This window comes from Bradyrhizobium sp. UFLA03-84 (assembly GCF_002289535.1).
GTDB classification, from domain to species: domain Bacteria; phylum Pseudomonadota; class Alphaproteobacteria; order Rhizobiales; family Xanthobacteraceae; genus Bradyrhizobium; species Bradyrhizobium viridifuturi.
The window spans coordinates 441755-468289 of record NZ_NSJY01000013.1 but is presented as its reverse complement, the minus strand read 5'-3'; the positions used below and the strand labels follow the sequence as shown (position 1 = coordinate 468289).

The window sequence follows — 26535 nt, the reverse complement described above, 5'->3', positions numbered from 1 at the left end:
GCGCAACAATGACCATCAGTGGTTATGGGTCCCTGCTTTCGCAGGGACGACGATGCGGATGGTTCTCGATTCAAGACGTCAAACACGCGGTGTCATCACCCGCGAAAGCGGGTGATCCAGTATTCCAGCGGCAGCCGTTATTGAACCGATGGGCCGCGGGGTACTTGATCGCCCGGTCGAGCCGGGCGATGACGGCGGGGGCCGCGCCATGGGGAATCCACCTCCCCCCGCTTGACCTGGCCCCTGCGGCCGCCTCCATAGAGGCGCGGTCAGACGACACGAGGTGATTCGATGAATGCTCCTGCTGCCCGTTTCCTCAGCCCGTCCGAAGCTGCAAGGCAGCTCGGCATCTCGGCGAAAGCGCTGCGCCTCTACGAGGAGCGCGGCCTGATCACACCCGGCCGCACGCCGGCCGGATGGCGCGCCTATGGTCCGGCCGAGATGGCGCGCTGCGCCGAGATCGTCGCGCTGCGCGCGCTCGGCCTCGGTGTCGGTGAAGTGGCGCGGATCCTCGGCGGCGACGCCGCCATCCTCGGCCGCGTGCTGGCTGCGCACGAGGCCACGCTCGAAGCACGCATCCGCCAGTGCGGCGACAGCATCGCCAGGGTGCGCCGGCTGCGCACCGATCTCGGCTGCGGCAAAATGCCCGCGACGCACGAGCTGATCGGCGCGGTCAGGACGAGGCCGACGATCGGCGTCGCATTCGATCTGCCATGGCCGTGGGGCGGCGAGCGCTTCGAGCTGCGCGATATCAAATTGCTGAACTACATCGTCGGCCCGCTCGGCAGCGGCAAGACGCGCCTCGCGCAGCGGCTCGCCGAAGCGCTGCCCGACGCGACCTTCGTGGGACTGGACCGTGCGGCCGACGGCGGCGCGGCCGTTCGTGCGCGCCTCGATGCCGACCCGGCCCACAAGGCGAGGGTCGAGGCGAGCCTTGCCGTGCTGCTGGCCGATGGCGCCGTGAACTCTCCCGCGCTGATCACCCTGCTCGCAGTTCTCGAGGCCGACGACGGCGCGATCCCAGTGATCGACATGCTCGAACAAGGGCTCGATGCGGTCAGCCAGGAGGCCGTAATCGCGCATTTGCGCCGTCGTGGACCGGAGGCGCGGCCGCTGTTCTTCCTCACCCGCTCCAACGCGATCCTCGACCTCGACGCCGTCGGCGACGATGAGGCGATCATCCTGTGTCCCGCCAATCACAGCCTGCCGATCTGCGTCAGGCCTATTCCCGGCGCGGTGGGCTATGAAGCGGTTGCGACCTGCCTCGCCTCTCCGGAGGTGCGCGCGCGCACCGAAGGCATGGTGGCCTGGCTGCCATCCTGACTTCTCGTATTGGTTGTATTATCATTACAGGACAATGCACGACGCAAGGTCGGATGCACTTCGGAAAAGTGTGCTATAAGCACACGCGATGATCGAGCTTCCCCGTACCCAGGCCTTGCGTTGCTTTATCACGGTTGCCCGTGAGGGCACTGTATCGCGCGCTGCAGCGATGCTGAAACTGACCCAGCCGGCGGTCAGCCTGCAACTCAAGGCGCTGGAGGAAAGCACCGGACTGCAACTGTTCAACCGCACACCCAGCGGCTTCACGCTGACCGAGGCCGGCGCCGCGCTGCTGCCGCTGGCGCACCGGGCGGTGGCGGCGGCATCCGACTTCAAGGCGATGGCGGATTCGCTCAACGAGGCGCAGCGCGGCACGCTGCGCGTCGGCACCATCCTCGACCCCGAATTCACCCGGCTCGGACCGTTCGTGCGCAGCCTTGCGATGTCCTCGCAGCGCACCGAGGTCTTCCTGCGCCACGGCGTCAGCGACGACGTGCTGGCGCAGATCGGCCGGGGCGAACTCGACGTCGGCTATTATGTCGACGCGACGCCGCAGGACCAGCTGGTCCATCACAGCTTCGCCGAGCGGACGATCGCTGATGGCCGCTACCAGCTGGCGCCGCTGCTCAGCTACGACTACCGCGTGATCGCGCCGATCGGCTGGCGGGACCGCGTGATCGGCAAGGGCTGGGCGGAGCTAGCCGAGCTGCCCTGGCTCGCGACGCCGCCGCATTCCGGCCACCGCCGGATGCTCGACGACATCTTCCGCCCGCTCGGCGCCTTGCCGAAGCGCGTCGGCTACACCGACCAGGAAGAGGCGATGATCGACTTCGTCGAATCCGGTCTCTGTCTCAGCCTCGCGCGCGACAACGTGCTGGCGCCGCGGATGGCGCGCCCGCATCAGTTCGTGGTCGCCGACAAGGTGAAGCTGACCTGCGATCTCTCCTTCGTCAGCCTCGCCGCCCGCCGCCACGAGCCGGTGATCGCCCACGCCTTCGCAAGCGTACGCGCGGTGTGGAATATCAAGCCGGCAATCGCCGGCGCCGGACCGACGCGGACGCGCAAGGTCGCGAAGAACGTGTAGGCGGCAGCAAACGTTCAGACCTTGGTCTCGATACGGACCAAGCCACCGACGGCGGGTCGGTCAGGACTCGGAAGCGGATCTACCCCGCTCGATCACTTTGCCCGTGTCCAAGTCACTTCAACGACGTCGCCGCCCGGAGGTCGGACAGTCAGCGTCAGTTGATTTCCTGCAATCTCGACAAAACGCTTTTGATCCGAACCATTCCAGTTCGGAAAGGAACTGCCCTCGACATGAATCGAGATGCTGCTGTCGGTCTCGTTCGCCGAATATGTCCCGAAGTAGGTTATGGTGCCCTCGGCAGTTTCCTTGTTTTCTTCAGGAGTCCCCTGCCTGAGGGCATTGCTCGCGTACCTGGCGCGGTCGGACTTCATCACCGTGATGATGTACCGTCCATCCGCATCAAAGAAGGCGATGCCCTTCGGAGCTTTTCCGTAAAGCTCGAGCTTGGCGCCATCGGCCTTTTTCTGCTCCCAAGAGAGCAGGGTCCAGGTCCCCACCAGTTGCTCTTTCAAAGATTGCTTTTGGCCCAGCGCGTCGGATGCCATCGTGAGAACTCCAAGAGCTGCCATTGAGCATGCTGCAACGATCGCGCGTAGAGTCATTGGCATCTCCCATGCAAGGATTGGAGCCGGCCGCCAATTTCGTCCCCTCACCCGATATACGTCGCAATTCGACTTCTTCCAATCGGGAGAGAAGTGAGGCGCGCGGATGGCCGGGCGATTCGATCCGGATTCATCCAGTGCTAGGCAGCAAAGATCAGCGGCTGCGTCATGTCCGCCATCATGGGCACCAGCGACGGCGCCTCGCAATCCTGCAGGGACAGCTCGTCCATGAGCTCCCGCAGCCTCGGCGGCAGATCGGCGTAATCGCCACGCAACGCGTAGCGCAGCCTCTCGCCGATCTCTTCGCAGATGGCACGCGCATGCTCGGGCGCGATCGGATGAGTCTCACTCATGGACGTCGACCGCTTGCGGCGGCGGCGCGCCGTCAAACTGCACTTCCGCTACCACGGATCCCGCATACGCAGATGCGATCAAGACGAGGATCCGAACAATGTTGAACATGGTTCGTACTCCCTTTTCCGATCCCCTGTATAACAGGCGGACCTTGCCGCCCGATTAGGGAAACTGGTTCCCGCGGCCTTTAGGGGAGTGGTAAACGCGAGGTTGACGGCAGCTGGGGAAGCGCCGGTGCTGTCCGCCCGGCTGTCCCCAATCAAGGGGACAGACCGCTGCGGCGGAATCGATATGATGCGAGACTGGACACCGGCCGCTATCACCGGCCGCACATTAAAAAAACTTGCTGGGAGGATTTGCAATGAAGCTGGCCATGGCCGGACTCTGGGTACTCGCGGGCGTGACGCTGGTTGCACCGCACGCGCGGGCGGACATCAAGGTCGGCGTCGTGGTGTCGGGATCCGGACCGGGCTCGGCGCTCGGCCAGCCGCAGATGCGGACCATCGCCGCGCTGCCGAAGGAGATCGGCGGCGAGAAGGTCACCTATATCGCGCTCGACGACGAGTCAGATCCCACCAAGGGCACGCAGAATGCCCGCCGCCTCGTGATCCAGGACGGCGTCGACATCCTGATCGGCTCCTCGCTCACCCCGGTGACCATGCCGATGCTCGACGTCGCCTTCGAAGCCAAGACGCCGATCATCTCGCTCGCGGCGGCGACCGCGATCGTGCAGCCGATGGACGAGCGCCGCCGCTGGGCGTTCAAGGTGGTGCCCAACGACGATTTGATGGCGGCGGCGATCCTGAAATACATCGCGAAATCCGGCATCAAGACGCTCGGCTATATCGGCGTCTCCGATGGCTATGGCGAAGGCTACTACAAGGAGGTGTCGCGGCTGGCGCCGACGCTCGGGATCACCGTCACGACGCATGAGGTCTATGCGCGTTCGGACACCAGCGCGATGGGCCAGGCGCTGAAGGTGATCGCTACCAATCCGGAGGCGGTGTTCATTGCGTCTGCGGGTACGCCGGCAGTGCTGCCGCAGGAGGCGCTGCGCAGCCGAGGCTATGCCGGCAAGATCTTCCAGACTCACGGGGTCGCCTCGGAGGAGTTCATCAAGCTCGGCGGCGCCAATGTCGAGGGCGCGATCTTCACCGGCGAGGCCTTCACCATCGCCGACGATCTGCCGGCGAGCGATCCATTCCGCCAGGCGCGCGACGAATTCGTGTCGGCCTACGAGAAGGCCAACGGGCAAAAGCCGAACATCTTCGGCGCGCATCTGTGGGATGCCGTGACGCTGTTCAAGCGGGCGGCGGCGAATGCGCTGAAGACCGCGAAGCCCGGCACGCCGGAATTCCGCGCCGCGCTGCGCGACGAACTCGAGCGCGGCAAGGACGTCTATTTGAACAACGGCCTCTCGACCATGAGCCCGACTGACCACAACGGCTATGACGAGCGCTCGGCGTTCCTGATCAAGGTCGAGGGCGGCAAGTTCCGGCTGGTGAAGTAGCGGCGCGCGGCCGGCTGGACAGCCGACCTCATCATCTCTTGCGCGCCACGATGTAGGGGCGGTGATCATCGCCCTTCGTCGCGTGGTTCTCTGCAGCAACAATCTCGAACCCGCCGGCAGCCAGGACCTCCTGCAATCTCTCCGACGTGAACACGCCGGCATGGGGCGCCATTCCGATCGCGCGCATCGCCGGCAGCACGACCCGGACCAGCCGGTTCATCTCGCCAACGCAGGGCGTCTTGGAAATGAAGACGCCATCCGCCACCAGCAGCGCGTGAATCCGGCCGAGAGTGCCATGCAGGTCCCGGACCAGATGGAGGTAGTTGAACCCCAGGATGGCGTCGAATGGTCCGGCATCGACCGCAGCGCTATCGGCGGTCGCGACCCGGAACGCCAGACCCCGGATCGGCGTCGTCGCCTGCTTCTCATTGGCGATCGCGATCATCTCCGCCGAGATGTCGGTGGCGAGATAGCTCGCGACGTCGCCCGCGAGCCGGAGCGCCGTGGTGCCGGTGCCGCAACCGAGCTCCAGCACGCGATCGCTGGATTTCAACAGCGCGCGGGTGCGGTCCAGCGTGCGCTGATATTCCGCCGGCGCCGCGATCGGCCGCGCGGCATATTTGCGTGCAGCCCGGTCCCAGAAACGGGCGTCGCTTTCGATGGTCAAGACGGGAAAATCCTCCGGGCGCGTGCGGGCTCGGAGACCATGAGCAGTCTGCACCCGCCGAGGTCAATTCCGGCAAAATGTCGCGCCGGGGCGGATCGATCCGCGCTTCAGTCGCCGCCCCATCGCCAGCGCGGCGGCTCGCCCTTCCACCAGCACACCGCGGTGAGCAGCACGCCCAGCACGACCACATAGCCGATGAAGCGCGCCGGCGCCTGCGGGAGGTTCATCGCGCCGCCGACGGCGACCAGCGCGACAAAGCCGGCGAGAACCGCCCAGCCCTGCCAGTTGTTCGGAGGTCCCCAGCCCCAGCCGTAGCGCTTGGCGGGAAACCAGTATTTGTCGTCACGCGGCATGGGATTGCTCCAGCGTCGAAATTCCCTCGCCTCACGTCTTGCCCGACGTGCAGATGCCCTTCAGCGCCTGCCATTCGACGGCCGACAGCAGTGGCTTGCCGATCGTCAGAGTGTCGGCGTCCGCCCTGCCCATGCGTTCGAGGCGATCCTCGGTCAGCGGATGGCTGGAGACGAGCGAGAGTCCCTTGCCGCCTTCCTTGCCGGTGACGCGGAACATCAGCTCGCCCATCGGCTTCGCCGGGCGGCCGAGCTTGTGCATGGTCTCGATCGCATACGTATCGGCGTTGGTCTCGGCGTCGCGCGAATAGGACGACGTCACCAGCTGGCGCGAGGCGAAGATCAGCGCGCCGGAGCCGGTGATGTCGCCGAACAACAGCCCGATCATGAACGAGGTGCCGCCATTGTGGATCAGCTCGCGCATGCTGTCGCGGTGGCGGAGATGGCCGAGCTCGTGCGCCAGGACGCCGGCGATCTCGTCGGGGCTTTCCGCTTTCTCCAGCAGTCCGTCGAACAGATAGACCTTGCCGCCCGGCAGCGCGAAGGCGTTCGGCACCGCGGTCGCCAGCACGCCCGACTGCACCGAAGTGTCGAGACCTGCGGTGTCCCGCAGCTTGCCGATCAGCTTCTCGAAGGCCGCTTGTCCGGCCGCGTCGCTGCACGGCTTGCCGTCGAACACCGCCATGATCTGCGCTTCCGCAACGTCACCGAGGCGCCGCTCGAAGGAATCAGGCACCAGCGGCGTCAACCGCTCGGCGGCCTGCGGCACACCGAACAGCACCACCAGCACGATCGACACCGCGGCCGCGAGCGACCAGCCGACGATGCCGGCAACGCCCCTGCGGTTCGGCAGATCCTGCTCGAGCCTGTCGCAGCGCGCGGCCAGCTCGCCGATCAGCTGCGCGTCGCGAACCTCGAGCCGCGCCAGCGCCGGCGCGGTCAGGCAGCTCAGCCGCAGCAGGCCGGATGGGCTGTCGGCACGGCGAATGTCGGCGAATGCCCAGCGCGCGAGCAGCTCGCCGTCTTCCCTGATCTCCAGCGCATCGGCCAGCCTGAGCGCGACGGCGCGCCGGCGGCTCGATGCGCCGTCGAAGAACACCGCGCCCGGCACCGGCGACGCCGCGGAATTGGCCTGGTCGAGATCGGATTCCATGACGTTAGAATCCCGCGACGTCGAGGCCGTCGGCAAAACCTTCGCCGAGCGCATTGGCGAGATCGCCGCGCGCGGTGACGTTGGCGGCGGCGCCGATGTTGTGCACGATGGTCGTCGACAGCACCCGGACCCAGAGATCGCGCATCAGATAGACCCGCATCACGACGTTCATCGCGAGCGCTAGGGCGAGATAGCCGACGCCGAGCAGCACCATCAGCGGAATGCTCTTGGCGAACGCCTCGGTCTTGAAGAAGGTCTCGATCGAGGAGCCGTCGATGCTGGCCGCCAGGAAGATGCAGAGCACGAGATAGGCCGAGAACACGGTGCCGAGCAGCATGGCCCAGCCGATCACCTTCCAGTACAGGCCGATCAGCGCGCTGCGCCGCATGGTGGATTCCAGCCTGACCTCGCCGAACCGGATGCCCGACAGCCACCAGCGCCACTCGATCGCCTTGAACGCGGCATAGGCGAACGGGCCGAAGATCGTGACCATCGCGAACGGCATCAGGAGCCAGAGCCACCAGCCGCGCTTGAAGAAATCCCAGCCGCGGCCTTCGAACGAGCCCTGCAGATCGCCGTAATAGGAATGCCGCATCTTGTAGCGTTCGAGCGCGGCCTCGCGCCAGGGCAGCGCAAAGCCGAGCGTGATCACGACCAGGAAGCCCCATAGCGAGGCCTTCAGCGCATAGATCCAGCCCGAACCGCTCATCCAGAAGCGGACGCCGCGCCACACCGTGCGGGTCAGCCGGTAGCGCCGCGCGCGGTAGATCGCGAACTGGCCGAACAGGTAGAAGAAGGCGACCAGCGGAAACGAGGAGAAAGTCTGGCCGTGCTCGGCCTCGATAACCAGCAGGGCGTAGCCGAGATAGACCGGCACCAGGATCGCGAGCGCGACCAGAAAGCCGATCAGGAGCTCCTTGCCGCGGCCGGTATATTCCGCCCCATCGCCGTCGATCAGGGTGTTCGACCAGAGCTGACGGCGGATGTCGGTGGTGAGCCAGAACCGGTAGAAGCCGACCGTGACGAGCTCGAGCCCGGCGCCGCGCGCGACCAGGCGGAAGAACTCCTTCCGGCTCCCTGAAAACGCCACCGGCATCGGCGGCGGAACCGGTTGCGGAAGCGGCGGCGGTGGCCCCGGCGGGGTCCAGCTCATGTCGTTCACGGAACAGCTCCAGGACGGGACAATCTCTGCGCATCAAAAGCACAGGTTTGTCGCTGCGAGTGTGATCCAGGTTTCACACGCGGTCGAGAGCCGGGGGCGGTTTTTGGCCGGGTGCGGTTGGCTATGCCTTAACGGGGCCGCCGGAAGCGGCACCATTTCTTGACGTGGCCGCCGGAGCCAAACGGGTGCCTTCCGGCCCCGTCCGGGAGCGAGCTTCGAACCCAGGGAGCGCGTGACATGACTTACGGATGAGATGATGGCGGGATCAGCAGCAGCGCCGCTGCACAACGAGGACACCGGAGCGATGAACAAGTGGGTATTGTCGGCATGCTTCCTGGCGCTTACGGCAGCCCCCGCCGCTGCGGTCGACGTGCGGCTGGAGTCCTATCGCAATCCAAAGAACGAGAACTTTCGCATCTTTAATCACATGTACCTGGACGGCGTCAGGGGCGGCCTGATGGCTTCCAATGCCTGGTTGAAACGGCATGGCGGCCAGATGCTGTTCTGCATGCCCGGCGACCTCGCGTTGAGCAGCGAGCAAGTCGAAGAGATCATGCTCAAGTCAGCCGACAAGCGATCCGCGAAAGGCGACATGGCGGTCGCGCTCCTGCTGCTTTGGGGGATGCAGGATACCTATCCCTGCGAAAAGACCGGCAACGAAAAGACCGACGGAGAAAAGGTCGGCGGCGAAAAGCCCGCCAGCCAATAGACGCCATCCCACCGATCGCACGACACCATCAGGCCAAATCAAACGGCGTTTCAAACGAACGTGGTCGCCGCCGGACTCCTCCGCCGCCGCGAAAGGCCCGGATTCGGCCGCTTTGGCCGGCTACCAATGCGGCCAAATGCGCGTTGAGGCCCCTTGCGTAAACCGCGGAATGAGAATGTAATTCGGTAAAACATGGCGCGCCGGCGATGCCCCGGCTGCTGCAACGGTTGAGGAGCCGCTCATGCACGGGACCATCGATCTCGTCGACACCGACCATCTGGATGCCGCCCGCGAACGCGCCAACACGCTTTCGCTGTCGGACTACGATCCCGGCCATCCCGAGCTGTTCAAGACCGATACCTTCTGGCCGTATTTCGACCGGCTGCGCCGCGAGGACCCGGTGCACTATTGCAAGGATTCGATGTTCGGGCCGTACTGGTCGATCACCCGCTACAACGACATCATGGACATCGAGACCAACCATTCGGTGTTCTCCTCGGCCGCCTCGCTCGGCGGCATCACCATCCGCGACGTGCCGCCGGATCTTCGCCGCGAGAGCTTCATCGCGATGGACCAGCCGCGCCATTCGGCGCAGCGCAAGACCGTGGCGCCGATGTTCACGCCGACGCATCTCGACGAGCTCGCCATCAACATCCGCAAGCGCTCGACCGAGTGCCTCGACAATTTGCCGCGCGGCGAGGTGTTCGACTGGGTCGACAAGGTCTCGATCGAGCTGACTACGCAGATGCTCGCGGTGCTGTTCGACTTCCCCTGGGAGGACCGCCGCAAGCTGACGCGCTGGTCCGACGTCGCGACCACCCTGCCCGGCGCCGGCGGCCTCGTCGCCACCGAAGACGAACGGCAAGCTGAATTGATGGAATGCGCCGGTTATTTCGCGCGGCTCTGGAAGGAGCGCAGCAACCAGCCGCCGAAGAGCGATCTGCTTTCGATGATGGCGCACAGCGACGCCACGCGGAACATGGACCCGAAGAACTTCCTCGGCAACCTGATCCTCTTGATCGTCGGCGGCAACGACACCACGCGCAACACGCTGTCCGGCAGCATCTATGCGCTCGCCAAGCATCCGGAGCAGTACCGCAAGCTCAAGGAGAACCCGGCGCTGATCGACAGCTTCGTGCCGGAGGTGATCCGCTGGCAGACGCCGCTCGCGCATATGCGGCGCACCGCGCTCGCCGACTTCGAATTCCGTGGCCGCCAGATCAAGAAGGGCGACAAGGTCGTGATGTGGTACGTCTCGGGCAACCGCGACGAGGAGGCGATCGAGAAGCCCTACGAGTTCCTGATCGATCGCGCCCGGCCGCGCACCCACATCTCGTTCGGCTTCGGCATCCACCGCTGCGTCGGCCTGCGTCTCGCCGAGCTGCAGCTCAAGATCATCTGGGAGGAGATCCTCAAGCGCTTCGATACGATCGAGGTGGTCGAGGAGCCGCAGCGGGTGTATTCCAGCTTCATCAAGGGCTACGAGACGCTGCCCGTGCGCATTGCCGCCTGACGAAATGGAAATGAAGTGCGACCACGACGAGACTGTGCTCCCTCTCCCGCTTGCGGGGGAGGGTTGGGGTGGGGGTGCCACCGCAGAAGCAGTCTCTGAGTGGAGAGAGCCCCCACCCGCCGCGCTCTTCGAGCGCAGCGACCTCCCCCGCAAGCGGGAGAGGTGAGAACCGCCGCCGGAGCCAATGAAGATGAACGTCCAGACCGCCATCCGTGCCGACCGGGCCGAGCTGCTGCGCCAGGCGCGCGAGGAAGCCTATGCGACGCCATTGAAGGATTTCCATCCCGGCGCGCCACGGCTATTCCAGAACGACACGCTGTGGCCGTGGTTCGAGCGGCTGCGCAAGGAAGAGCCGGTGCACTACTGCACCAATGCGCCGATCGAGCCCTATTGGTCCGTGGTGAAGTACAACGACATCATGCATGTCGACACCAGCCACGGCATCTTCTCCTCGGATTCCACGCTCGGCGGCATCTCGATTCGCGACGTGCCACCCGGCTACGACTATCCGAGCTTCATCGCGATGGACCAGCCGAAGCACGCCCATCAGCGCAAGACCGTGTCGCCGATGTTCACGCCTGATCATCTCGACGAGCTGGCTAAGCTGATCCGCCAGCGCTCAGCCAGCGTGCTCGACAACCTGCCGCGCAACGAGACCTTCAATTTCGTCGAGCGCGTCTCGATCGAATTGACCACCCAGATGCTCGCGACGCTGTTCGACTTCCCCTGGGAGGAGCGGCGCAAGCTGACGCGCTGGTCCGACGTCTCCACCGCGCTACCGAAAAGCGGCATCGTCGAGTCGCCGGAACAGCGGCGGCAGGAGATGGACGAGTGCTACACCTACTTCTCCAAGCTCTGGAACGAGCGTGTCAACTCGGCCCCGAAGAACGACCTGCTGTCGATGATGGCGCACAGCGACGCCACGCGGCACATGGATCCCGACAATCTGATGGGCAACATCATCCTGCTGATCGTCGGCGGCAACGACACCACGCGCAACACCATGAGCGGCTCGGTGCTGGCGCTGCATGAGCATCCCGACCAGTTTCGGAAGCTGAAGGAGAACCCTGCGCTAATCGACACCATGGTGCCGGAGGTGATCCGCTGGCAGACGCCGCTGGCGCATATGCGGCGCACCGCGCTGCAGGACACCGAGATCGGCGGCAAGACGATCCGGAAGGGCGACCGCGTCGTGATGTGGTACGTCTCCGGCAATCGCGACGACGAGGTGATCGACCGGCCCGACGAGTTCATCATCGACCGCGCCCGGCCCCGCATCCATCTGTCGTTCGGCTTCGGCATCCACCGCTGCGTCGGCATGCGGCTTGCCGAACTGCAGCTCAAGATCGTCTGGCAGGAGATGCTGAAGCGCTTCGACCGCATCGAGGTGGTCGGTGAGCCGAAGCGGGTCTATTCCAGCTTCGTGCGCGGCATCGAGAACCTGCCGGTACGGATCCCGGGCTGAATAATCCTTGGCTGCAATTGCGATCGGCCCTATGTCTTGCCGCGTCTTGCAGCTTGGGCCAGTTGACGGATCATGAACCGAAAAGAACGGCGTGCGGCCGGTAAGCAACGGGACGCGTCCGGCAAGAGCGCACCTGCTTTCGGCTCCGCCGGCATCAGCACTGCCGACCTTGCCGCAGAGGCCAGCCGCTTCTACGGGCTGCGCCGCTTCAACGAGGCGCAGGAGATTTGCCGGCACATTCTAGCGCGCGAGCCTGCCCATGTGCAGGGCCTGAACCTGCTCGGCCTGATGGCGCAGGCTGCCGGCGACCACCGGGCCGCCGTGAAGACCTTCGCGAAAGCGATTGCGTCCGACGACCTGAATGCCGCCTGCCACTACAATGCCGGCAATTCGTACCAGGCGCTCGGCAATCGCGGCAAGGCCGCCGCGCATTTCAGCAAGGCACTCGCGCTCGGCATGGATGCGAAGGCCGTCGGCTTCATCCTGCAAAGTCCGACCGTCACTCGCTATGTCGCGCGGATTGCCGGCAAGTGGCCGCTACCGGTGACGAGCGCCGACTTGTTCGGCGGCGAAGGCGTTGCCCCGCTGGCCAGCGATCTGTTCCTGCGCTGCGCGATGGAAGCAACGACGCTGGCGAGCATGCAGCTCGAAGTGCTGCTCGGGCACGTGCGAGCCGAATTGCTGCGGCTCGCCGGCGAGCAACGCAGCGATGGCGATGACGACGATCTCGTTGCCTTTGCCTGCGCGCTCGCCCGGCAATGCTTCATCAACGAATATGTCTATGGACAGGCCGAGGCGGAGAGCAAGCAGGCGGGCGCACTGCGCGATCGATTGCTGCACGACCTGGCATCCAGCGCCGCGATCGCGCCGCTGACGCTGGCCGTCGTCGCAGCGTACTTCCCGCTTCATGCCCTGCCGGCGGCGGACGCGCTGCTGCGCCGGGAATGGCCTCCAACCGTCGCCGGCTTGTTGCGGGTGCAGCTTCGCGAACCGCGCGACGAGAAGGCAGAGCGCAGCGCCATTGCGACGCTCACCCCGATCAGGAACGACGTATCAGTCGAGGTGATGCGCCAGTACGAGGAGAATCCCTATCCGCGCTGGACCGTGAACCCGCTTTCGGCATTCGTCGCCGATCGGGCGCGGGGAAAGACGGTCGCGACTGCGGAACAGCAGGCCGAACGGGATATTCTGATCGCCGGTTGCGGCACCGGTTCGCACGCGATCCAGATCGCGCAGGTCTATCCGAATGCCCGCCTGCTCGCGGTCGACATCAGCATGACCAGCCTCGCCTACGCCCGCCGCAAGACGCGCGAGTTCGGCTTGCGCAATGTCGAGTATGCGCAGGCTGATATCCTGGAGTTGGGCTCGATCGATCGCACCTTCGACAGCATCGAGTCGGTCGGGGTGCTGCATCATCTTGCCGAGCCCTTTGCCGGCTGGCGCGTGCTGGTCTCGCTGCTGCGGCCGGGCGGCACGATGCGCATCGGCCTTTACAGCGAGCTGGCACGCCGCGTCATTGTCGAAGCCCGCAGCCGCATCGCAGCTCGCCATTATCGCGCCACCGCCGACGACATCAGGCGGTGCCGGCAGGAGATCTTCCGCGAGGCCGAGCAATGGAGACCGCTGATCGGCGCCAAGGATTTCTACAGCATGAGCGGCTGCCGCGATCTGCTGTTCAACGTCATGGAACACCGCCTCACCATCCCGGAGATCGCGGCGTTCCTGAACGATCATGGCCTGACTTTCCAGGGCTTCGAGCCGTTTGACGACCCGGCGGTGCTCGAGAAATTCCGCAAGCAGTTTCCGGGGACGGCCGACGAGACCAATCTCGATCAATGGCACCGCTTCGAGGTCGAGCATCCGGAGACGTTCTGGGACATGTACGTGTTCACGGCGCAAAAGCGCGCGGACTGACGGTAAGAGGTCAGTGACCGTGCTGGCCCTTGTTGGTCGGCAACGGGCAATTGGTGCAGACCCGGTCGTCGCACATCCGGCAGATCGTGAAGCGATCCATCTCGGACGTGTCCTGCCGGGCGAGCAATGCGCGGATCAGCGTCGCCAGCTGCTTCCGTTCGGCCGATGACAGCACCTCCAGCAGCGACGTCACCGCCGAAATCCGCGACGCCAGCAGCTCGTTCCGGGACGCGACGCCCGACGCCGTCAGGTGCAAGGCGACCTCGCGGCCGTCCTTGCCGGGCCGGCGCTCGACCAGCCGATCCGACACCAGACGATCCACCAGCCGGACCGTTCCGGAATGCGACAGGCCGAGGATCCGCCTGAGCTTGTCGTTGGTCATGCCCTGGCCATAGCCGATCACGATGAGCGCCGCGGGCGTCTCGCCGCCGCGGCCGACCACCTCGCGCGCGCCCTGCTCGATGCGATCCATGACGGCGAGCGACAGCGCGCCCAGCAGATTGGCGATTCCGTTTTCCATGCCTTCATAATATGTGCGCTGCGCACAAAAAACAACTTGACCAGATATGTGCGCTACGCACATATTTACCCCAGAGAGCGACAACGATGAAAAATGGAGAGCAGCGATGACGACCCGAAGCGGCGCACTGGCAACGCCTGAGACCACAGGCAGCGAACCCGCCCTGAAATACGTGCAGGCCAACGGCGTGCGGTTTGCCTATCTCGAACAGGGCAGTGGGCCGCTGGTCATGTTCATGCACGGCTTTCCCGACAACGCCTGGTCGTATCGCAAGCAGCTGCAGGTGTTCGCGGATGCCGGGTATCGCGCGGTCGCGCCGTTCCTGCGCGGCTATGCGCCGACCGGGATTCCGGCCGACGGCATCTTCGATCCGATTGCGCTGGGCAGGGATCTCGAAGCACTGATCGAAGCGCTGAGCGACGACGGACGGGCCTGCGTCGTCGGCATGGATTGGGGCGGCACCTCGACCTTCCAGGCGCTGGCCACGGCGCCGTCGGCGATCAAGGCCGCGGTCGTCATGAACACCGCGCACCCGATCACGATCGCGAGCCTCAGGAGCGATCCCGACGCCGTTCGATCGGTCTTCCATGTCTATTTCTTTACGGTGCCCGGCGCTCACTCGGCGGTCAACATCGAGGGACTTCCCTTCGTCGACTACCTTTGGAAGTTGTGGTCGCCGACCCTGCAGAACGACGAGCATCTTCGCTCGGTCAAGGAGACGCTCAGCTCTCCCGGCACCATGAAAGCGGCGTTGAAGTACTACAACGGCCTGGTCGATGCGGGAGCCGCGGGCCGGCTGCCGATCAACGACATGCGTACGCCGACGCTGACGATTTATGGCGGCAACGATCCGACGGCGCGATACTCGATGCAGGAGGAGCCGCTCTTCAAGGGGCCACATCGCAGGATCGTCCTGCCCGATGTCGGACACTTCCCGCACCTCGAGCGTGAGGCCGAGGTCACCGATCTGATCATGGACTGGTTCAAAACGCACGGCGCCGACTGAACAGGCGCGCCGCAACCGGCGGCCGCGACAATCACAGCATCTTCAAATCCTCTGATCAGGAGTCCGCACAATGGACGCCACGACGCAGCAGCAATACGCCGAAGCATTTCGTGCCCTTCACAAGACGGGCGATCCGCTCGTCCTGTTCAACGCCTGGGATGTCGCCACCGCCAAGGCGATCGCGAAGTCGTCACCGGCGGTGGCGACCAGCAGCGGGGCCGTCGCGGCCGCACTCGGCTACGCCGACGGAGAGAACGCCCCGCTCGACATGGTGGAAGGCCTGGTCTCGCGGATGACCGCTTCGGTGCCAGTTCCGGTATCGATCGATCTGGAGGCGGGCTATGGCGATACGGCGGAGGCCGCCGCGCATTCAGCGGCGCGGATCCTGAAAGCCGGTGCCATCGGCATCAATCTCGAGGACGGGCTTTCGGGCGGAAGGCGGCAACTCGTCGATCCCGCCCAGCATGGCGAGAAGATCCGGGCCGTCCGGGCCACCGCGCAAAAGCTCGGAATTGATCTCTTCATCAATGCGCGGACCGATCCGTTTCTGCTGAAGTTCGGCTCGCCGGAGCAATGCCTGAATGAAGCGGCCCGGCGCGCGAGGATCTTTACCGATGCCGGCGCCGACGGGATTTTCGTACCCGGGCTCACCGAGCTCGCGCTGATCGAGCGGTTCGTGCAACTGACGCCGCTGCCCGTCAACATCATGGTGACGCAGGGTGTCCCCGACATCGCCGATCTCGCCCGCGTCGGCGTGCGACGGGTCAGCCTCGGGCCGTGGCCGATGATGGCGGCGATGCGCGTCATCGGACAGGCTGCCGCCGCGGTCGCCACGAGCAAGCAATACGGCGCGTTTCTGCAGCCGAACGGCTGATGACGGAGATATACAATTCCGGCATAGCTGCGCGAAACAGATGTGACGGGATTTGAGCGCCCCTACCCGCTAAGCCTCCCGGTGTGAGGACGCGCCTCTGCGCGCCCCGAACCGAGGCCATGATGGACCAGATTGCCGTTCACCAGGACAGCGCGACCAGCCGCGACTGGCCGGTTGCGATCTACCGCACGCTGAAGAGCTTCGGCGTTGCGCAGGTGTGCTACGTCCCCGACGCGGGACATTCCAAGCTGATCAAGCTGTCGCACGCCGATGCCAGCATCAAGACCACGGTGCTGACTACAGAAGAGGAAGGCGTGGCGCTCGCCGCCGGCGCCTGGCTCGGCGGCGACCGCGCGGTGCTGCTGATGCAATCGAGCGGCGTCGGCAATTGCGTCAACATGCTGTCGCTGATGGCGAGCTGCCGCTTCCCGCTGCTGACCCTGGTGACGATGCGCGGCGAATGGGCCGAGTTCAATCCCTGGCAGATCCCGATGGGCCGCGCGACGCCGCAAGCCTTCGAGATCATGGGCACGACGGTGCTGCGCCTCGAGAATCCCGACGACGCCGAGGAAGTGATCTCGGCCGCCGCCTCGCTCGCCTATGACGGCGACCAGCAGGTCGCGGTGCTGGTCTCGCAGCGGATGATCGGCCGCAAGAAGTGGACCAAGGAGACGCACTGATGTCAGCAACCGGCACTCTCGATCGCCGCGCCGCCGTGAAGGCACTGCTTGCCGACCGCGGCGATCTTCTGGTGATCTCCGGACTCGGCTCGTCGTCCTACGACGTGTTCGATGCCGGCGAGCATCCCGGCAATTTCTATCTCTGGGGCGCGATGGGCGGCGCTGCGATGGTCGGGCTCGGCCTCGCGCTGGCGCAGCCGAAGCGCCCGGTACTGGTTGTCACCGGCGACGGTGAGCAGCTGATGGGGATCGGCAGCCTCCTCACCATCGCGACCAAGCAGCCCGGCAATCTCTCGATCGCGGTGCTCGACAACGGCCATTTCGGCGAGACCGGTATGCAGCTCAGCCATTCTGGTCTCGGCGCCAAGCTCGAGGTGATCGCGAGCGGCGCGGGCATCGGCAATGTCTCGGATATCGCCGACATGTCCGGCCTCGAGAATTTCCGCAACAGCCTGCGCGATCTCGGCGGCGGCCCGCGGCTGGCGCGGATCCGCATCGCGTCCGGCGAAGTCGAGCGCGCACTACCGCCGCGCGACGGCACCTATCGCAAGAACCGCTTCCGCGGCCATCTCGGCTTCGTGGTGAAGTGATGCGAAGCCGCGCTCAGGCGAGCTGGATATCCCAGAGCCCCTCGGCGCGCAGCGCGGCGACCTCGTCGCGCAACAGCTTTGCGATCAGCGTCATCGCATTGGAGCCGGGATGCTCGACCGGCGAGGCCAGCGTCAACTCGCGCCGCGGCGCCGGCCGCGCGATCGGCGCGGTCTCGAGCCGGCCCTCCGCGACCTCGGCGCGCACCGAGGACGGCGGCAGCATGGTGTATCCGAGCCCCTCCTCGACCAGGCTGGTCAGCACCCGGAACGAATCCGCCTCGAGCTTGACGTCGAGATCGATCTTCTTTCGGGCCGCAGCATGTTCGAGCAGCGCGCGGAGGCCGTGCGAATGACTGGGCAGCACCAGGCGCTGGCGCATCAGCCAGCCGAATTCCACCTGCTTCTTCTGCTTCAGCCCGCTGCCGCGCGGGCCGACCGCGACGATGCTGTCGCGGCCGAGGCTCTGCACCGCCAGATGCAGGTCGACCGACGGGCCGTAGATCACCGCAAGATCCATCTCGCCGCGATGCAGCCACTCGATCAGATGGCCGCTGTAGCTCTCGACAATGCAGAGCGAGATGCCGGGATAGTGCTCCACCGTGCGCCGCGCCAGCCGCGCCGACAGCACGCAGCTCACCGTCGGCACGAGGCCAAGCACGACGCGCCCGGACGGCGCGCCGCCGGCGGACTGGATGTCGTCGCGGATCTGGTCGATCTGCCGCACGATACCGCTGGTGCGCGCCAGCAGCAGCCGGCCGGCATCGGTCAGCACCATGCCGCGGCCGTTGCGCGTGAACAATTCGGTGCGCAGCTCGTGCTCCAACAGCTTGATCTGCCGGCTCAGCGCCGGCTGCGCAACCCGCAAGGTATCGGATGCCTTGCTCAGACTCCCGAGTTCCGCGACGCACGCAAAGGTCCTAAGCTGGCGGAAATCCATACTTGCCAATCCTGGAAGGCAGGTTCATACGCTATAACAAAACAGCATAGGGAGTTTACCGGGGCCCCACAACAGCGGGCGTTTGACCTGGTGTCCGCGCAACCTCGCGACAAGAAGAACCAATGACCACACACGATCAGCACACCGACGACCATACAGACATCCGCGACGCCGTCGCAAAACTCTGCGCGCAGTTTCCCGGCGAATACTGGCGCAAGCTCGATCGCCAGATGGCCTATCCGAAGGAGTTCGTCGATGCGCTGACGGAGGCCGGCTATCTCTCGGTGCTGATCCCCGAGGAATATGGCGGCGCGGGGCTGAAGCTGTCGGCTGCGGCCGCGATCCTGGAAGAGATCCAGCGCGCCGGCTGCAATGGCGGCGGCTGCCACGCCCAGATGTACACGATGGGCACCGTGCTGCGGCACGGCAACGACGCGCAGAAGGCGAAGTATCTACCGAAGGTCGCGACCGGCGAATTGCGGTTGCAGGCGTTCGGCGTCACCGAGCCGACCAGCGGCACCGATACCTCGTCGCTGAAGACCTTTGCACGCCGCGAGGGCGACCACTATGTCGTCAACGGCCAGAAGATCTGGACCAGCCGCGCGGAATATTCCGACCTGATGATTCTGCTGGCGCGCACCACGCCGAAGGAACAATCCAAGAAGCGCACCGACGGGCTCTCGGTGTTCATCGTCGACATGCGCGAGGTGAAGGGCAAGGGGCTCGAGATCCGCCCGATCCGCACCATGATGAACCACGCCACGACCGAAGTGTTCTTCACCGACATGAAGGTGCCGGCGGAAAACCTGATCGGCGAGGAAGGCAAGGGCTTCCGCTACATCCTCTCGGGCATGAATGCCGAGCGCATCCTGATTGCCGCCGAATGCGTCGGCGATGCCAAATGGTTCATCGCCAAGGCCACCAACTACGCCAAGGAGCGCAGCGTGTTCGGCCGGCCGATCGGCCAGAACCAGGGCATCCAGTTCCCGATCGCGAAAGCCTACGCCTCGATGCGCGCGGCGGAATTGATGGTGAAGGAAGCCACCCGCAAATATGAAGCCGGGCTCGACTGCGGCGCCGAGGCCAACATGGCCAAGATGCTGGCGGCGGACGCCTCCTGGGAAGCGGCCAATGCCTGCGTGCAGACCCATGGCGGCTTCGGCTTCGCCGAGGAATACGACGTCGAGCGCAAGTTCCGCGAGACCCGGCTCTACCAGGTGGCGCCGATCTCGACCAATCTGATCCTCTCCTTCGTCGCCGAGCACGTGCTCGGCATGCCCCGCTCCTACTGAGTTGTCTGATCATGCTGCCGCTTGAGGGATTGACCGTCATCGCCGTCGAACAGGCGGTTGCCGCGCCGTTCTGCTCGTCACGCCTGGCCGATGCCGGCGCCCATGTCATCAAGATCGAGCGGCCCGAGGGCGATTTCGCCCGCGGCTACGACGCCGCGGCGAAGGGCCAGAGCAGCTATTTCGTCTGGCTCAACCGCGGCAAGGATTCCGCGGTGGTCGATCTGGCCACCAAGGAAGGCCGCGCGCAGCTCGAAGAGCTGATCGCGGGCGCCGACGTGCTGTTGCAGAACCTCAAGCCGGGCTCGATGGACAAGCTCGGCTTCTCGCGCGAGCGGCTGCGCAAGGCCTATCCGAAGCTGATCATGTGCACCATCACGGGCTATGGCGACACCGGCCCCTATGCCGACCGCAAGGCCTATGACCTCCTGATCCAGGCCGAGAGCGGCCTTGCCTCGATCACCGGCGGCCCCGAGGGCGCCTCGCGCGTCGGGATGTCGATCGTCGATGTCGCGACCGGCGCCACCGCGCATGCGTCCATTCTCGAGGCGCTGATCGGGCGCGGCCGCACCGGAGAGGGCGCGGACATCCGGATCTCGATGTTCGACGTGATGGCCGACTGGCTCACCGTGCCGCTGCTCAATGCCGAAGACGGCAAGTCGCCCAAACGCATCGGCCTCGCCCATCCCTCGATCGCGCCCTACGGCGTGTTCCGCTCGAAGGATGGCAAGGAAATCCTGATCTCGATCCAGAGCGAGCGCGAGTGGAAGACGCTGTGCGCCAAGGTACTGGGCCAGCCCGGCCTGCCCGACGATCCGCGCTTTGCCAACATGGTCGAGCGCGTGCGCAACCGCGCGCTGACCGACCAGATCGTCAGCGACAGCTTCGGGCGCCTGACGCGCGAGGAATTGCTGGCGAAGCTTGCCGAAGCCGACATCGCCTTTGCCGAGGTCAACAGCATGGACGATCTCGCGAAGCATCCGCATCTGCGCCGCATCGAGGTCGACACGCCGAACGGCAAGGTCAGCTATCCGGCACCGGCCGCGATCGTGGTCGGCGAGGACCGGCACTACGGCAAGGTGCCCGCGATCGGCGAGCGCACCAAACGTTCCTGAGATCCCTCCTGCCCGGGCACACAGTCATGACCGATAAACTCGACCTCGATCATCTCCGCCAGTGGATCGGCAAGACCACGGAAGCCTCCGACGTCGTCACCAAGTACCTTGTTATGGGACTGCGCGCGACGCTGTTTCAGGAGATCGGCGAGCCGAAAGCGGGCGATGCCGCGCCGTGGACCACGCATTGGTGCCTGGCGCAGCCGGTGTTTCCGATGTCGCAGCTCGGCCCGGACGGTCACCCGACCCGCGGCGGCTTCCTGCCGCCGGTGCCGCTGCCGCGCCGGATGTGGGCCGGCGGCGAGCTCGAATTTTTCGATGCACTGCGCATCGGCGACGAGGCCAAGCGCTCGTCGAAGATTGCCGACGTCACCATCAAATCCGGCTCGACCGGGACGCTGTGCTTCGTCTCGGTCAATCACGAGGTGACGACCTCGCGCGGGCTGGCGGTGCGCGAGCGGCAGGACATCGTCTATCGCGAGATGACGAGCACGCAATCCGTGGCGCCCGCCAAGGCACCGCCGCCTGCTCCGGCCGCGCAGCATCGCGAGAGCCACGTCTCCGATCCGGTGCTGCTGTTCCGCTACTCCGCACTGACCTTCAACGGCCACCGCATCCATTACGATCGCGACTACGTCACCAAGGTCGAAGGCTATCCGGGGCTGATCTTCCACGGCCCGCTGCAGGCCTCCTTCATAGTCGAGCTCGCCGCCAAACTGCGCGGCGGCAAGCCGCCGAAGAAGCTGTCCTATCGCGGCGTGCAGCCGCTGTTCGAAGGCAGCGAGTTCTCGATCAACGCCAACGACAAGGACGGCGGCATGGAGCTGTGGACCGCTAACGCCGAGGGCCAGCCGACCATGAAGGGCACGGCGACCTGGTAAAGATCGCAGCGGGCTCGCATCGGGACGACGGGAAAAAGAGGCGCTTTCATCGGCGCCTCGCATTCCGTATTGTGATCGCATTCATCTCCCTGGATCGCAGATCATGAGTCGCTTCTGGAGTTCGGTCGTCCACAACCTGTCGCCCTACGTGCCCGGCGAGCAGCCCAAGATCGACGGCCTCATCAAGCTCAATACCAACGAGAATCCCTACCCGCCGTCGCCGCGCGCGATCGCGGCGATCACAGCAGCCACGGATCGCCTGCGGCTCTATCCCGATCCGCGCGCAACCGCGCTGCGCGAGGCGATCGCGACGCGCTATGGCGTCACGCCGGACGAGGTATTCGTCGGCAACGGCTCGGACGAGGTGCTGGCGCACAGCTTCCCGGCACTGCTGAAGCACGATGCGCCGCTGCTGTTTCCCGACATCACCTACAGCTTCTATCCGGTGTATTGCCGGCTCTATGGCGCGCGGTACGAACAGGTGCCGCTCGACGCCGCGATGCGGATTGATCTCGCCGACTACCGGCGGCCGGGCAGCGCCATCCTGCTGTGCAATCCCAACGCGCCGACCGGCATCGCGCTGCCGCGTGCCGCGATCGAGGCCCTGCTCGCCGAGCAGCCGGACCGTCTGGTGGTGGTCGACGAGGCCTATGTCGACTTCGGCGCCGAGAGCGCGGTGCCGCTGGTCGCGCGCCACGACAATCTCTTGGTGATCCAGACGCTGTCGAAGTCGCGCGCGCTGGCCGGCCTGCGAGTCGGCTTCGCGATCGGCCAGCGTCCGCTGATCGAGGCGCTGGAGCGGGTCAAGGACAGCTTCAACTCCTATCCGCTGGACTGTCTTGCGCTTGCCGGCGCAACCGCAGCGATCGCTGACGACGCCTGGTTCGAGGAGACGCGGCAACGCATCATCGGAAGTCGCGAGGCACTGGTCCGCGGCCTCACCGAGCTCGGCTTCGAGGTGCTGCCGTCGCTTGCGAACTTCGTGTTCGCGCGCCATGGCCGCCATCGCGGCGCCGATCTCGCCGCGAAGCTGCGCGAACGCGGCGTCCTGGTGCGGCATTTCCAGAAGCCGCGGATCGAGGATTTCCTGCGCATCACGGTCGGCACCGACGATGAGTGCGGCCGTCTGATCGCCCTGCTGCGCGAGATGGTCTGATAGCCATTCACCGCCGACGCGACTTGCGATCGTTGACGCCGACCCGCATAGTGACCGGGCGGCAAGATGCGCGGATCTCCGGGAAGGAGCTGTCATGCGGTTTGCGATCGGCGAGGCGACTGTCGACATCATCGTCGATGACGACGACTTCGGGCTGCCGCTCTCCGAATTCCTGCCGGGATACGATCGCGGATTGATCGAAGCGCATCGCGACACGCTGGAGCCGGTGTTCATCGATCTCGCCCGCGATCTCGCGAAGCACGCGATCCAGAGTTTCGTGATCCGAACCGCCGGGCGAACGCTGCTGGTCGATGCCTGCATCGGCGAGCACAAGGACATCCCCGAAATTCCGGCCTGGCATCGGCGGCGCGGCAGCGGCTTCCTGGATCGGTTGCGGGCGATCGGCGTCGATCCGGCCGGCATCGATCTGGTGTTCTGCACCCACCTGCATGTCGACCACGTCGGCTGGAATACGCGCCAGGACAATGGCCGCTGGCAGCCGACCTTTCCCAATGCGCGCTATCTGTTCGGCCGCCGCGAGCTTGCCGACTGGATGGCACAGCATGATGCCGGCCGTGCCCCGCCGATCCACGCCCGCGCGCTGGAGCAGAGCGTCATTCCGATCGTCGAGGCCGGCCGTGTCGATCTCGTCGACGACGGCCATGAGCTGGTCCCGGGGCTGCAACTCGTCCCCCTGCCGGGCCACACCAGCGGGCAAATGGGGTTGCGCGTCGATTACGCGCAGCACCGCGCGATCTTTTGCGGCGATGCCGTGCACAATCCGGTGCAGATCTTCCAGCCCGCCCTGTCCACCTCATCCTGCACCGACCCGCAGCTCGCGCGCGAGACGCGTGCGAAAATCCTGGCGGAGGCCGCCGACAGCGGCCGGCTCGTCATACCGGCCCACTTCCGCGGCGCGCGCTGCGCCCACATCCGTCGGAACGGCGATGGCTACACACCGGTGTTCGACACCGTGCCTCGGTGAAGCTCGGGGCACCGACGGCGTCGCAGCTGATGGCCGGTCGGCGCGAAGTTCGGTCGTATCATCGCCTCCTGGAACCGAATGCCGGCCTGCGCGTTCCCCGCCCTGACGGAGGACGCCACGCTTAGAGACGAACAGGTCGCGGTTCTCTGCGACATCGCGCAATCGATCGCCTTTGCCGACGACGTGCAGGGCGAAGTCGACCGGCTCATCAAGGAGGGCTACGTCGCAAAGGACGGCGACCTCTATGAGTTGACGCCGAAGGCCGAAAAGGTCCTGTCCTAGCGCGGCGCCAGCCTCAAGGCATGACGCCGGCGCGGCTGCGCTTACTCGGCGGGCGTACACCGCGTCGCGGTGATCTTGACGCCGAGCGCCGCTGACTCCTCGCGAAACTGTGCGATCGAGCGCGCATTGCGATGCGCCTCGAACGCGGCGTCCTCCTGATAGACCTCATAGATCAAAAGCTTCGCGACATCCTCGCGCGGCACCAGGATGTCGAAATGCAGCGTACCCGGCTCATCCCTGAGCGAGCGGGCGCCGTGCGCCGACAACAACGACCGTACTTGATCGCGCTTCTCCGGCGCGACCTCGACGGTGGCGATGAGTGCAAGCTTTGACATGGCGGACGTTCCCCTCAATTCTCAGATCAGCTTGCGGAGCGGCCGAAACGCATCCCGAACTTCCCTGCTGAAAATGTCGGGCTGCTCCCAGGCCGCGAAGTGACCGCCGGCTTCGGCCTGATGGAAGTAGATCAGCTTGTGATAGGCCTTCTCCGCCCAGCTCCGCGGCGCCACGAAACTCTCGCCGGGGAACGCGGTGACGGCAGCGGGGATCGTGACATTGGCGGGCAAATAGAGATTGGTCTTGTTTTCCCAGTACAGGCGGCCCGAGGAGATCGCGCTGTTGGTGAGCCAGTACAGCGTGATGTTGTCGAGCACATCATCGCGGGTCAGCGCACCCGCGGAATGGCCGTTGACGGCGCGCCCGAACACGGCTGATTGCATCGCGGAGGCCGGCTGGGCATAGCCGTCGCCGTGATCGAGCAGCCAGGCGGCGAGGCCCGCCGGAGAATCCGCAAACGCCGCAAGGGACTGCGGGCGCGTGCCCATGATCTGCGCATAGGCACGCCGCTTCGCGAATTGAAGCTTGATCTGCTCGAAGGCGTGCAGCTCCTCCGCCGACAGATTGTCCGGCGCGGGACCTCCGGTGGAGACCGCCTTGAACACCTCGGGCGGAACGACGCCGGGCAGGTTGACATGGATGCCGAGCAGCTCCGGCGCACCCAGCTTGGCCATTTCATTGGAGACCGGCGAACCCCAGTCGCCGCCCTGCGCCACGAACTTGCTGTAGCCGAGGCGCTTCATCAGCTGGACCCAGGCCCGCGCGATGCGCTGCGGATCCCAACCCGTCGTGGTCGGCTTGCCGGAGAAGCCGTAGCCCGGCATCGACGGGATCACGAGATGGAACGCGTCCGCCGCGCTGCCGCCATGGGCGGTGGGATTGGTCAGGGGCTCGATGATCTTCATCTGCTCGATCACCGACCCCGGCCAGCCATGCGTGACGATCATCGGCAGGGCATTGTCGTGCTTCGAGCGAACTTGAATGAAGTGGATGTCGAGCCCGTCGATCTCGGTCTTGAATTGCGGCAGCGCGTTGAGCCGCGCCTCGACCTTGCGCCAGTCGTAATCGGTCTGCCAGTAGCGGACCAGATCGCGCAGCATCGCCTGCGGGACGCCCTGGGAGTCGTCATTGACGGTCTCCTTGTCGGACCATCGGGTCGCCGCCAGGCGGCGGCGAAGATCGACGAGATCTGCCTCGGGGATGTCGATATGGAACGGGCGGATCGCATCATTGGCGGCCGCTGCAACCGGGCGCGCCGGAAACAGGCCGGCGGCGCTGGCGACAGCGAGGCCCAGCGCCGCGCCGGCAAGCAGCCTGCGTCTGCTCTGGTCAATAGCTTCCTGGTTCGATTGACCCGCTCCAATTGCAATCGCTGTCTTCGATGACGTCGTCATTGCACTAGCTCCTTTGAGCGCGCAGCTGCGATGCTGCCGGCTTTACGGACTACCGCGGTCTTCCGATCACTCGGGCAGCGGCTTGCCGGCCTGCTCGCGGACGATGTATTCGGCGTACCAGTCCGGCCAGTTCGCATCATGCCTACCGGTCCGCTTCTCATGCTCGCCATGGGCCGTGGCCGCGCGGCGGAGCGCGGCGGCGAGATCAGCCGACGATGAGAAGTTCGTGCTGTTGCCGTCGACGCGACCCGGCAGCCGCTGTGTGACCTGCTGCAGCAGCCAGACATTGCCATCGGGATCGTTGAAGGTGGCGAGCGAACCGTAGCTCGGGCGCTCCGGATCCGGTCCCTCGATGCGGCCTTCCGCGCCGCGATGAAACACCTCGCTGACGTCGGCGCCCCGCGCGATCAGCTCGGCGCGCGCCGCTTCGATGTCGTTGACGATCAGGAAGCGCGGCAGCCCGGCTCCCGAGCCGAGATGGATCGAAGTCGGCGAACCCGGCGGCGTGAGTTGTACGGCGCGCGAGCCGTCGGGCCTGACGAAGTCGGCATCAAGCCGCCAGCCGAGGTCCTGGTAGAACCGCTTGGCCCGGTCGACGTCGGCGACGGGAATGACGACGACCTCGAGCTTCAAATCGACTTTTGCCGCTGCCGGCGCCTGTTCCGTGGTCATGGCTCGCTCCCT

The 26535-nt window shown here is 65.5% G+C and carries 28 protein-coding genes; 17 read left to right on the top strand and 11 right to left on the bottom strand.

The window, feature by feature from the left end; genetic code table 11:
• Nucleotides 1–291 precede the first annotated feature (291 nt).
• Nucleotides 292–1323 carry a MerR family transcriptional regulator gene (locus tag CK489_RS16295; protein WP_095732973.1) on the top strand — a complete coding sequence of 344 codons (1032 nt, stop codon included), beginning with the start codon at nt 292–294 and terminating at the stop codon, nt 1321–1323.
• Nucleotides 1324–1411: 88 nt separating this feature from the next.
• The gene (locus CK489_RS16290; protein WP_095732972.1) at nt 1412–2407 is read left to right on the top strand and encodes a LysR family transcriptional regulator; all 996 of its coding nucleotides are present in this window, start codon (nt 1412–1414) and stop codon (nt 2405–2407) included.
• Nucleotides 2408–2499: 92 nt separating this feature from the next.
• On the opposite strand, the gene CK489_RS16285 is transcribed toward CK489_RS16290, so the two are convergent.
• Entirely contained in the window at nt 2500–2952 is a 453-nt protein-coding gene (locus CK489_RS16285) for a lipocalin-like domain-containing protein (RefSeq protein ID WP_157860981.1), read from the bottom strand.
• A 197-nt stretch (nt 2953–3149) separates the two neighbouring features.
• Nucleotides 3150–3398 (bottom strand): hypothetical protein, encoded by a 249-nt coding sequence (locus CK489_RS16280; protein WP_245350392.1) that lies wholly within the window; start codon nt 3396–3398, stop codon nt 3150–3152.
• Nucleotides 3399–3724: 326 nt separating this feature from the next.
• Between CK489_RS16280 and CK489_RS16275 the strand changes: the two genes are divergently transcribed.
• Complete coding sequence (locus tag CK489_RS16275; RefSeq protein ID WP_095732971.1) at nt 3725–4873, top strand: ABC transporter substrate-binding protein; 1149 nt, start codon at nt 3725–3727, stop codon at nt 4871–4873.
• A 31-nt stretch (nt 4874–4904) separates the two neighbouring features.
• Here CK489_RS16275 and CK489_RS16270 read toward each other — a convergent pair whose 3' ends face one another.
• The 4 genes from CK489_RS16270 to CK489_RS16255 form a co-directional block, all read right to left on the bottom strand.
• Nucleotides 4905–5540: a class I SAM-dependent methyltransferase gene (locus CK489_RS16270; RefSeq protein WP_050631769.1), complete on the bottom strand. Its 636-nt coding sequence runs from the start codon at nt 5538–5540 to the stop codon at nt 4905–4907.
• Between the two features lie 107 nt (nt 5541–5647).
• Nucleotides 5648–5893 (bottom strand): hypothetical protein, encoded by a 246-nt coding sequence (locus CK489_RS16265; RefSeq protein ID WP_095732970.1) that lies wholly within the window; start codon nt 5891–5893, stop codon nt 5648–5650.
• Nucleotides 5894–5924: 31 nt separating this feature from the next.
• Complete coding sequence (locus CK489_RS16260; RefSeq protein WP_095732969.1) at nt 5925–7043, bottom strand: M48 family metallopeptidase; 1119 nt, start codon at nt 7041–7043, stop codon at nt 5925–5927.
• A gap of 4 nt (nt 7044–7047) precedes the next feature.
• A complete protein-coding gene (locus CK489_RS16255; RefSeq protein WP_095732968.1) occupies nt 7048–8196 on the bottom strand; it encodes a DUF898 family protein in 1149 nt (382 codons plus the stop codon).
• Nucleotides 8197–8461: 265 nt separating this feature from the next.
• Between CK489_RS16255 and CK489_RS16250 the strand changes: the two genes are divergently transcribed.
• From CK489_RS16250 to CK489_RS16235, 4 genes are all read left to right on the top strand, one after another.
• Nucleotides 8462–8914, top strand: a complete 453-nt coding sequence (locus tag CK489_RS16250; RefSeq protein WP_245350391.1) for a hypothetical protein — start codon at nt 8462–8464, stop codon at nt 8912–8914.
• Between the two features lie 241 nt (nt 8915–9155).
• Nucleotides 9156–10427 (top strand): cytochrome P450, encoded by a 1272-nt coding sequence (locus CK489_RS16245; protein WP_050631766.1) that lies wholly within the window; start codon nt 9156–9158, stop codon nt 10425–10427.
• Between the two features lie 190 nt (nt 10428–10617).
• Nucleotides 10618–11892 carry a cytochrome P450 gene (locus tag CK489_RS16240; protein WP_095733663.1) on the top strand — a complete coding sequence of 425 codons (1275 nt, stop codon included), beginning with the start codon at nt 10618–10620 and terminating at the stop codon, nt 11890–11892.
• Between the two features lie 72 nt (nt 11893–11964).
• Nucleotides 11965–13806 (top strand): class I SAM-dependent methyltransferase, encoded by a 1842-nt coding sequence (locus CK489_RS16235; protein WP_095732967.1) that lies wholly within the window; start codon nt 11965–11967, stop codon nt 13804–13806.
• 10 nt (nt 13807–13816) lie between these two features.
• Here CK489_RS16235 and CK489_RS16230 read toward each other — a convergent pair whose 3' ends face one another.
• Entirely contained in the window at nt 13817–14326 is a 510-nt protein-coding gene (locus CK489_RS16230; protein ID WP_050628195.1) for a MarR family winged helix-turn-helix transcriptional regulator, read from the bottom strand.
• 106 nt (nt 14327–14432) lie between these two features.
• Here CK489_RS16230 and CK489_RS16225 point away from each other — a divergent pair, with 106 nt between their 5' ends.
• From CK489_RS16225 to CK489_RS16210, 4 genes are all read left to right on the top strand, one after another.
• Nucleotides 14433–15332 carry an alpha/beta fold hydrolase gene (locus CK489_RS16225; protein WP_095732966.1) on the top strand — a complete coding sequence of 300 codons (900 nt, stop codon included), beginning with the start codon at nt 14433–14435 and terminating at the stop codon, nt 15330–15332.
• Nucleotides 15333–15402: 70 nt separating this feature from the next.
• Nucleotides 15403–16206: an isocitrate lyase/PEP mutase family protein gene (locus CK489_RS16220; RefSeq protein WP_095732965.1), complete on the top strand. Its 804-nt coding sequence runs from the start codon at nt 15403–15405 to the stop codon at nt 16204–16206.
• A 119-nt stretch (nt 16207–16325) separates the two neighbouring features.
• Nucleotides 16326–16886 (top strand): thiamine pyrophosphate-binding protein, encoded by a 561-nt coding sequence (locus CK489_RS16215; protein WP_095732964.1) that lies wholly within the window; start codon nt 16326–16328, stop codon nt 16884–16886.
• Nucleotides 16886–17476 carry a thiamine pyrophosphate-dependent enzyme gene (locus CK489_RS16210; RefSeq protein ID WP_095732963.1) on the top strand — a complete coding sequence of 197 codons (591 nt, stop codon included), beginning with the start codon at nt 16886–16888 and terminating at the stop codon, nt 17474–17476. Before CK489_RS16215 ends, CK489_RS16210 begins: the two co-directional genes overlap by 1 nt.
• A gap of 13 nt (nt 17477–17489) precedes the next feature.
• On the opposite strand, the gene CK489_RS16205 is transcribed toward CK489_RS16210, so the two are convergent.
• On the bottom strand, nt 17490–18413 hold the full coding sequence (locus CK489_RS16205) for a LysR substrate-binding domain-containing protein (protein ID WP_050628191.1): 924 nt from the start codon (nt 18411–18413) through the stop codon (nt 17490–17492).
• A 122-nt stretch (nt 18414–18535) separates the two neighbouring features.
• On the opposite strand from CK489_RS16205, the gene CK489_RS16200 reads away from it, so the two are divergent.
• From CK489_RS16200 to CK489_RS16175, 6 genes are all read left to right on the top strand, one after another.
• Nucleotides 18536–19705, top strand: a complete 1170-nt coding sequence (locus tag CK489_RS16200) for an acyl-CoA dehydrogenase family protein (RefSeq protein WP_050628190.1) — start codon at nt 18536–18538, stop codon at nt 19703–19705.
• Nucleotides 19706–19716: 11 nt separating this feature from the next.
• A complete protein-coding gene (locus CK489_RS16195) occupies nt 19717–20817 on the top strand; it encodes a CaiB/BaiF CoA transferase family protein (RefSeq protein ID WP_095732962.1) in 1101 nt (366 codons plus the stop codon).
• Between the two features lie 26 nt (nt 20818–20843).
• Nucleotides 20844–21698, top strand: a complete 855-nt coding sequence (locus tag CK489_RS16190; protein WP_095732961.1) for an HTD2 family dehydratase — start codon at nt 20844–20846, stop codon at nt 21696–21698.
• A 103-nt stretch (nt 21699–21801) separates the two neighbouring features.
• Nucleotides 21802–22854 (top strand): histidinol-phosphate transaminase, encoded by a 1053-nt coding sequence (hisC, locus tag CK489_RS16185; RefSeq protein WP_095732960.1) that lies wholly within the window; start codon nt 21802–21804, stop codon nt 22852–22854.
• Nucleotides 22855–22948: 94 nt separating this feature from the next.
• Entirely contained in the window at nt 22949–23839 is an 891-nt protein-coding gene (locus tag CK489_RS16180) for an MBL fold metallo-hydrolase (protein WP_095732959.1), read from the top strand.
• Between the two features lie 78 nt (nt 23840–23917).
• Nucleotides 23918–24121: a hypothetical protein gene (locus CK489_RS16175; RefSeq protein WP_095732958.1), complete on the top strand. Its 204-nt coding sequence runs from the start codon at nt 23918–23920 to the stop codon at nt 24119–24121.
• Nucleotides 24122–24162: 41 nt separating this feature from the next.
• Here the strand turns inward: CK489_RS16175 and CK489_RS16170 are convergent, their stop codons facing one another.
• The 3 genes from CK489_RS16170 to CK489_RS16160 form a co-directional block, all read right to left on the bottom strand.
• On the bottom strand, nt 24163–24456 hold the full coding sequence (locus tag CK489_RS16170) for a putative quinol monooxygenase (RefSeq protein ID WP_095732957.1): 294 nt from the start codon (nt 24454–24456) through the stop codon (nt 24163–24165).
• Nucleotides 24457–24477: 21 nt separating this feature from the next.
• Nucleotides 24478–25851 (bottom strand): epoxide hydrolase family protein, encoded by a 1374-nt coding sequence (locus CK489_RS16165; RefSeq protein ID WP_095732956.1) that lies wholly within the window; start codon nt 25849–25851, stop codon nt 24478–24480.
• A 66-nt stretch (nt 25852–25917) separates the two neighbouring features.
• The gene (locus CK489_RS16160; RefSeq protein ID WP_095732955.1) at nt 25918–26523 is read right to left on the bottom strand and encodes a VOC family protein; all 606 of its coding nucleotides are present in this window, start codon (nt 26521–26523) and stop codon (nt 25918–25920) included.
• Nucleotides 26524–26535: the final 12 nt, after the last annotated feature.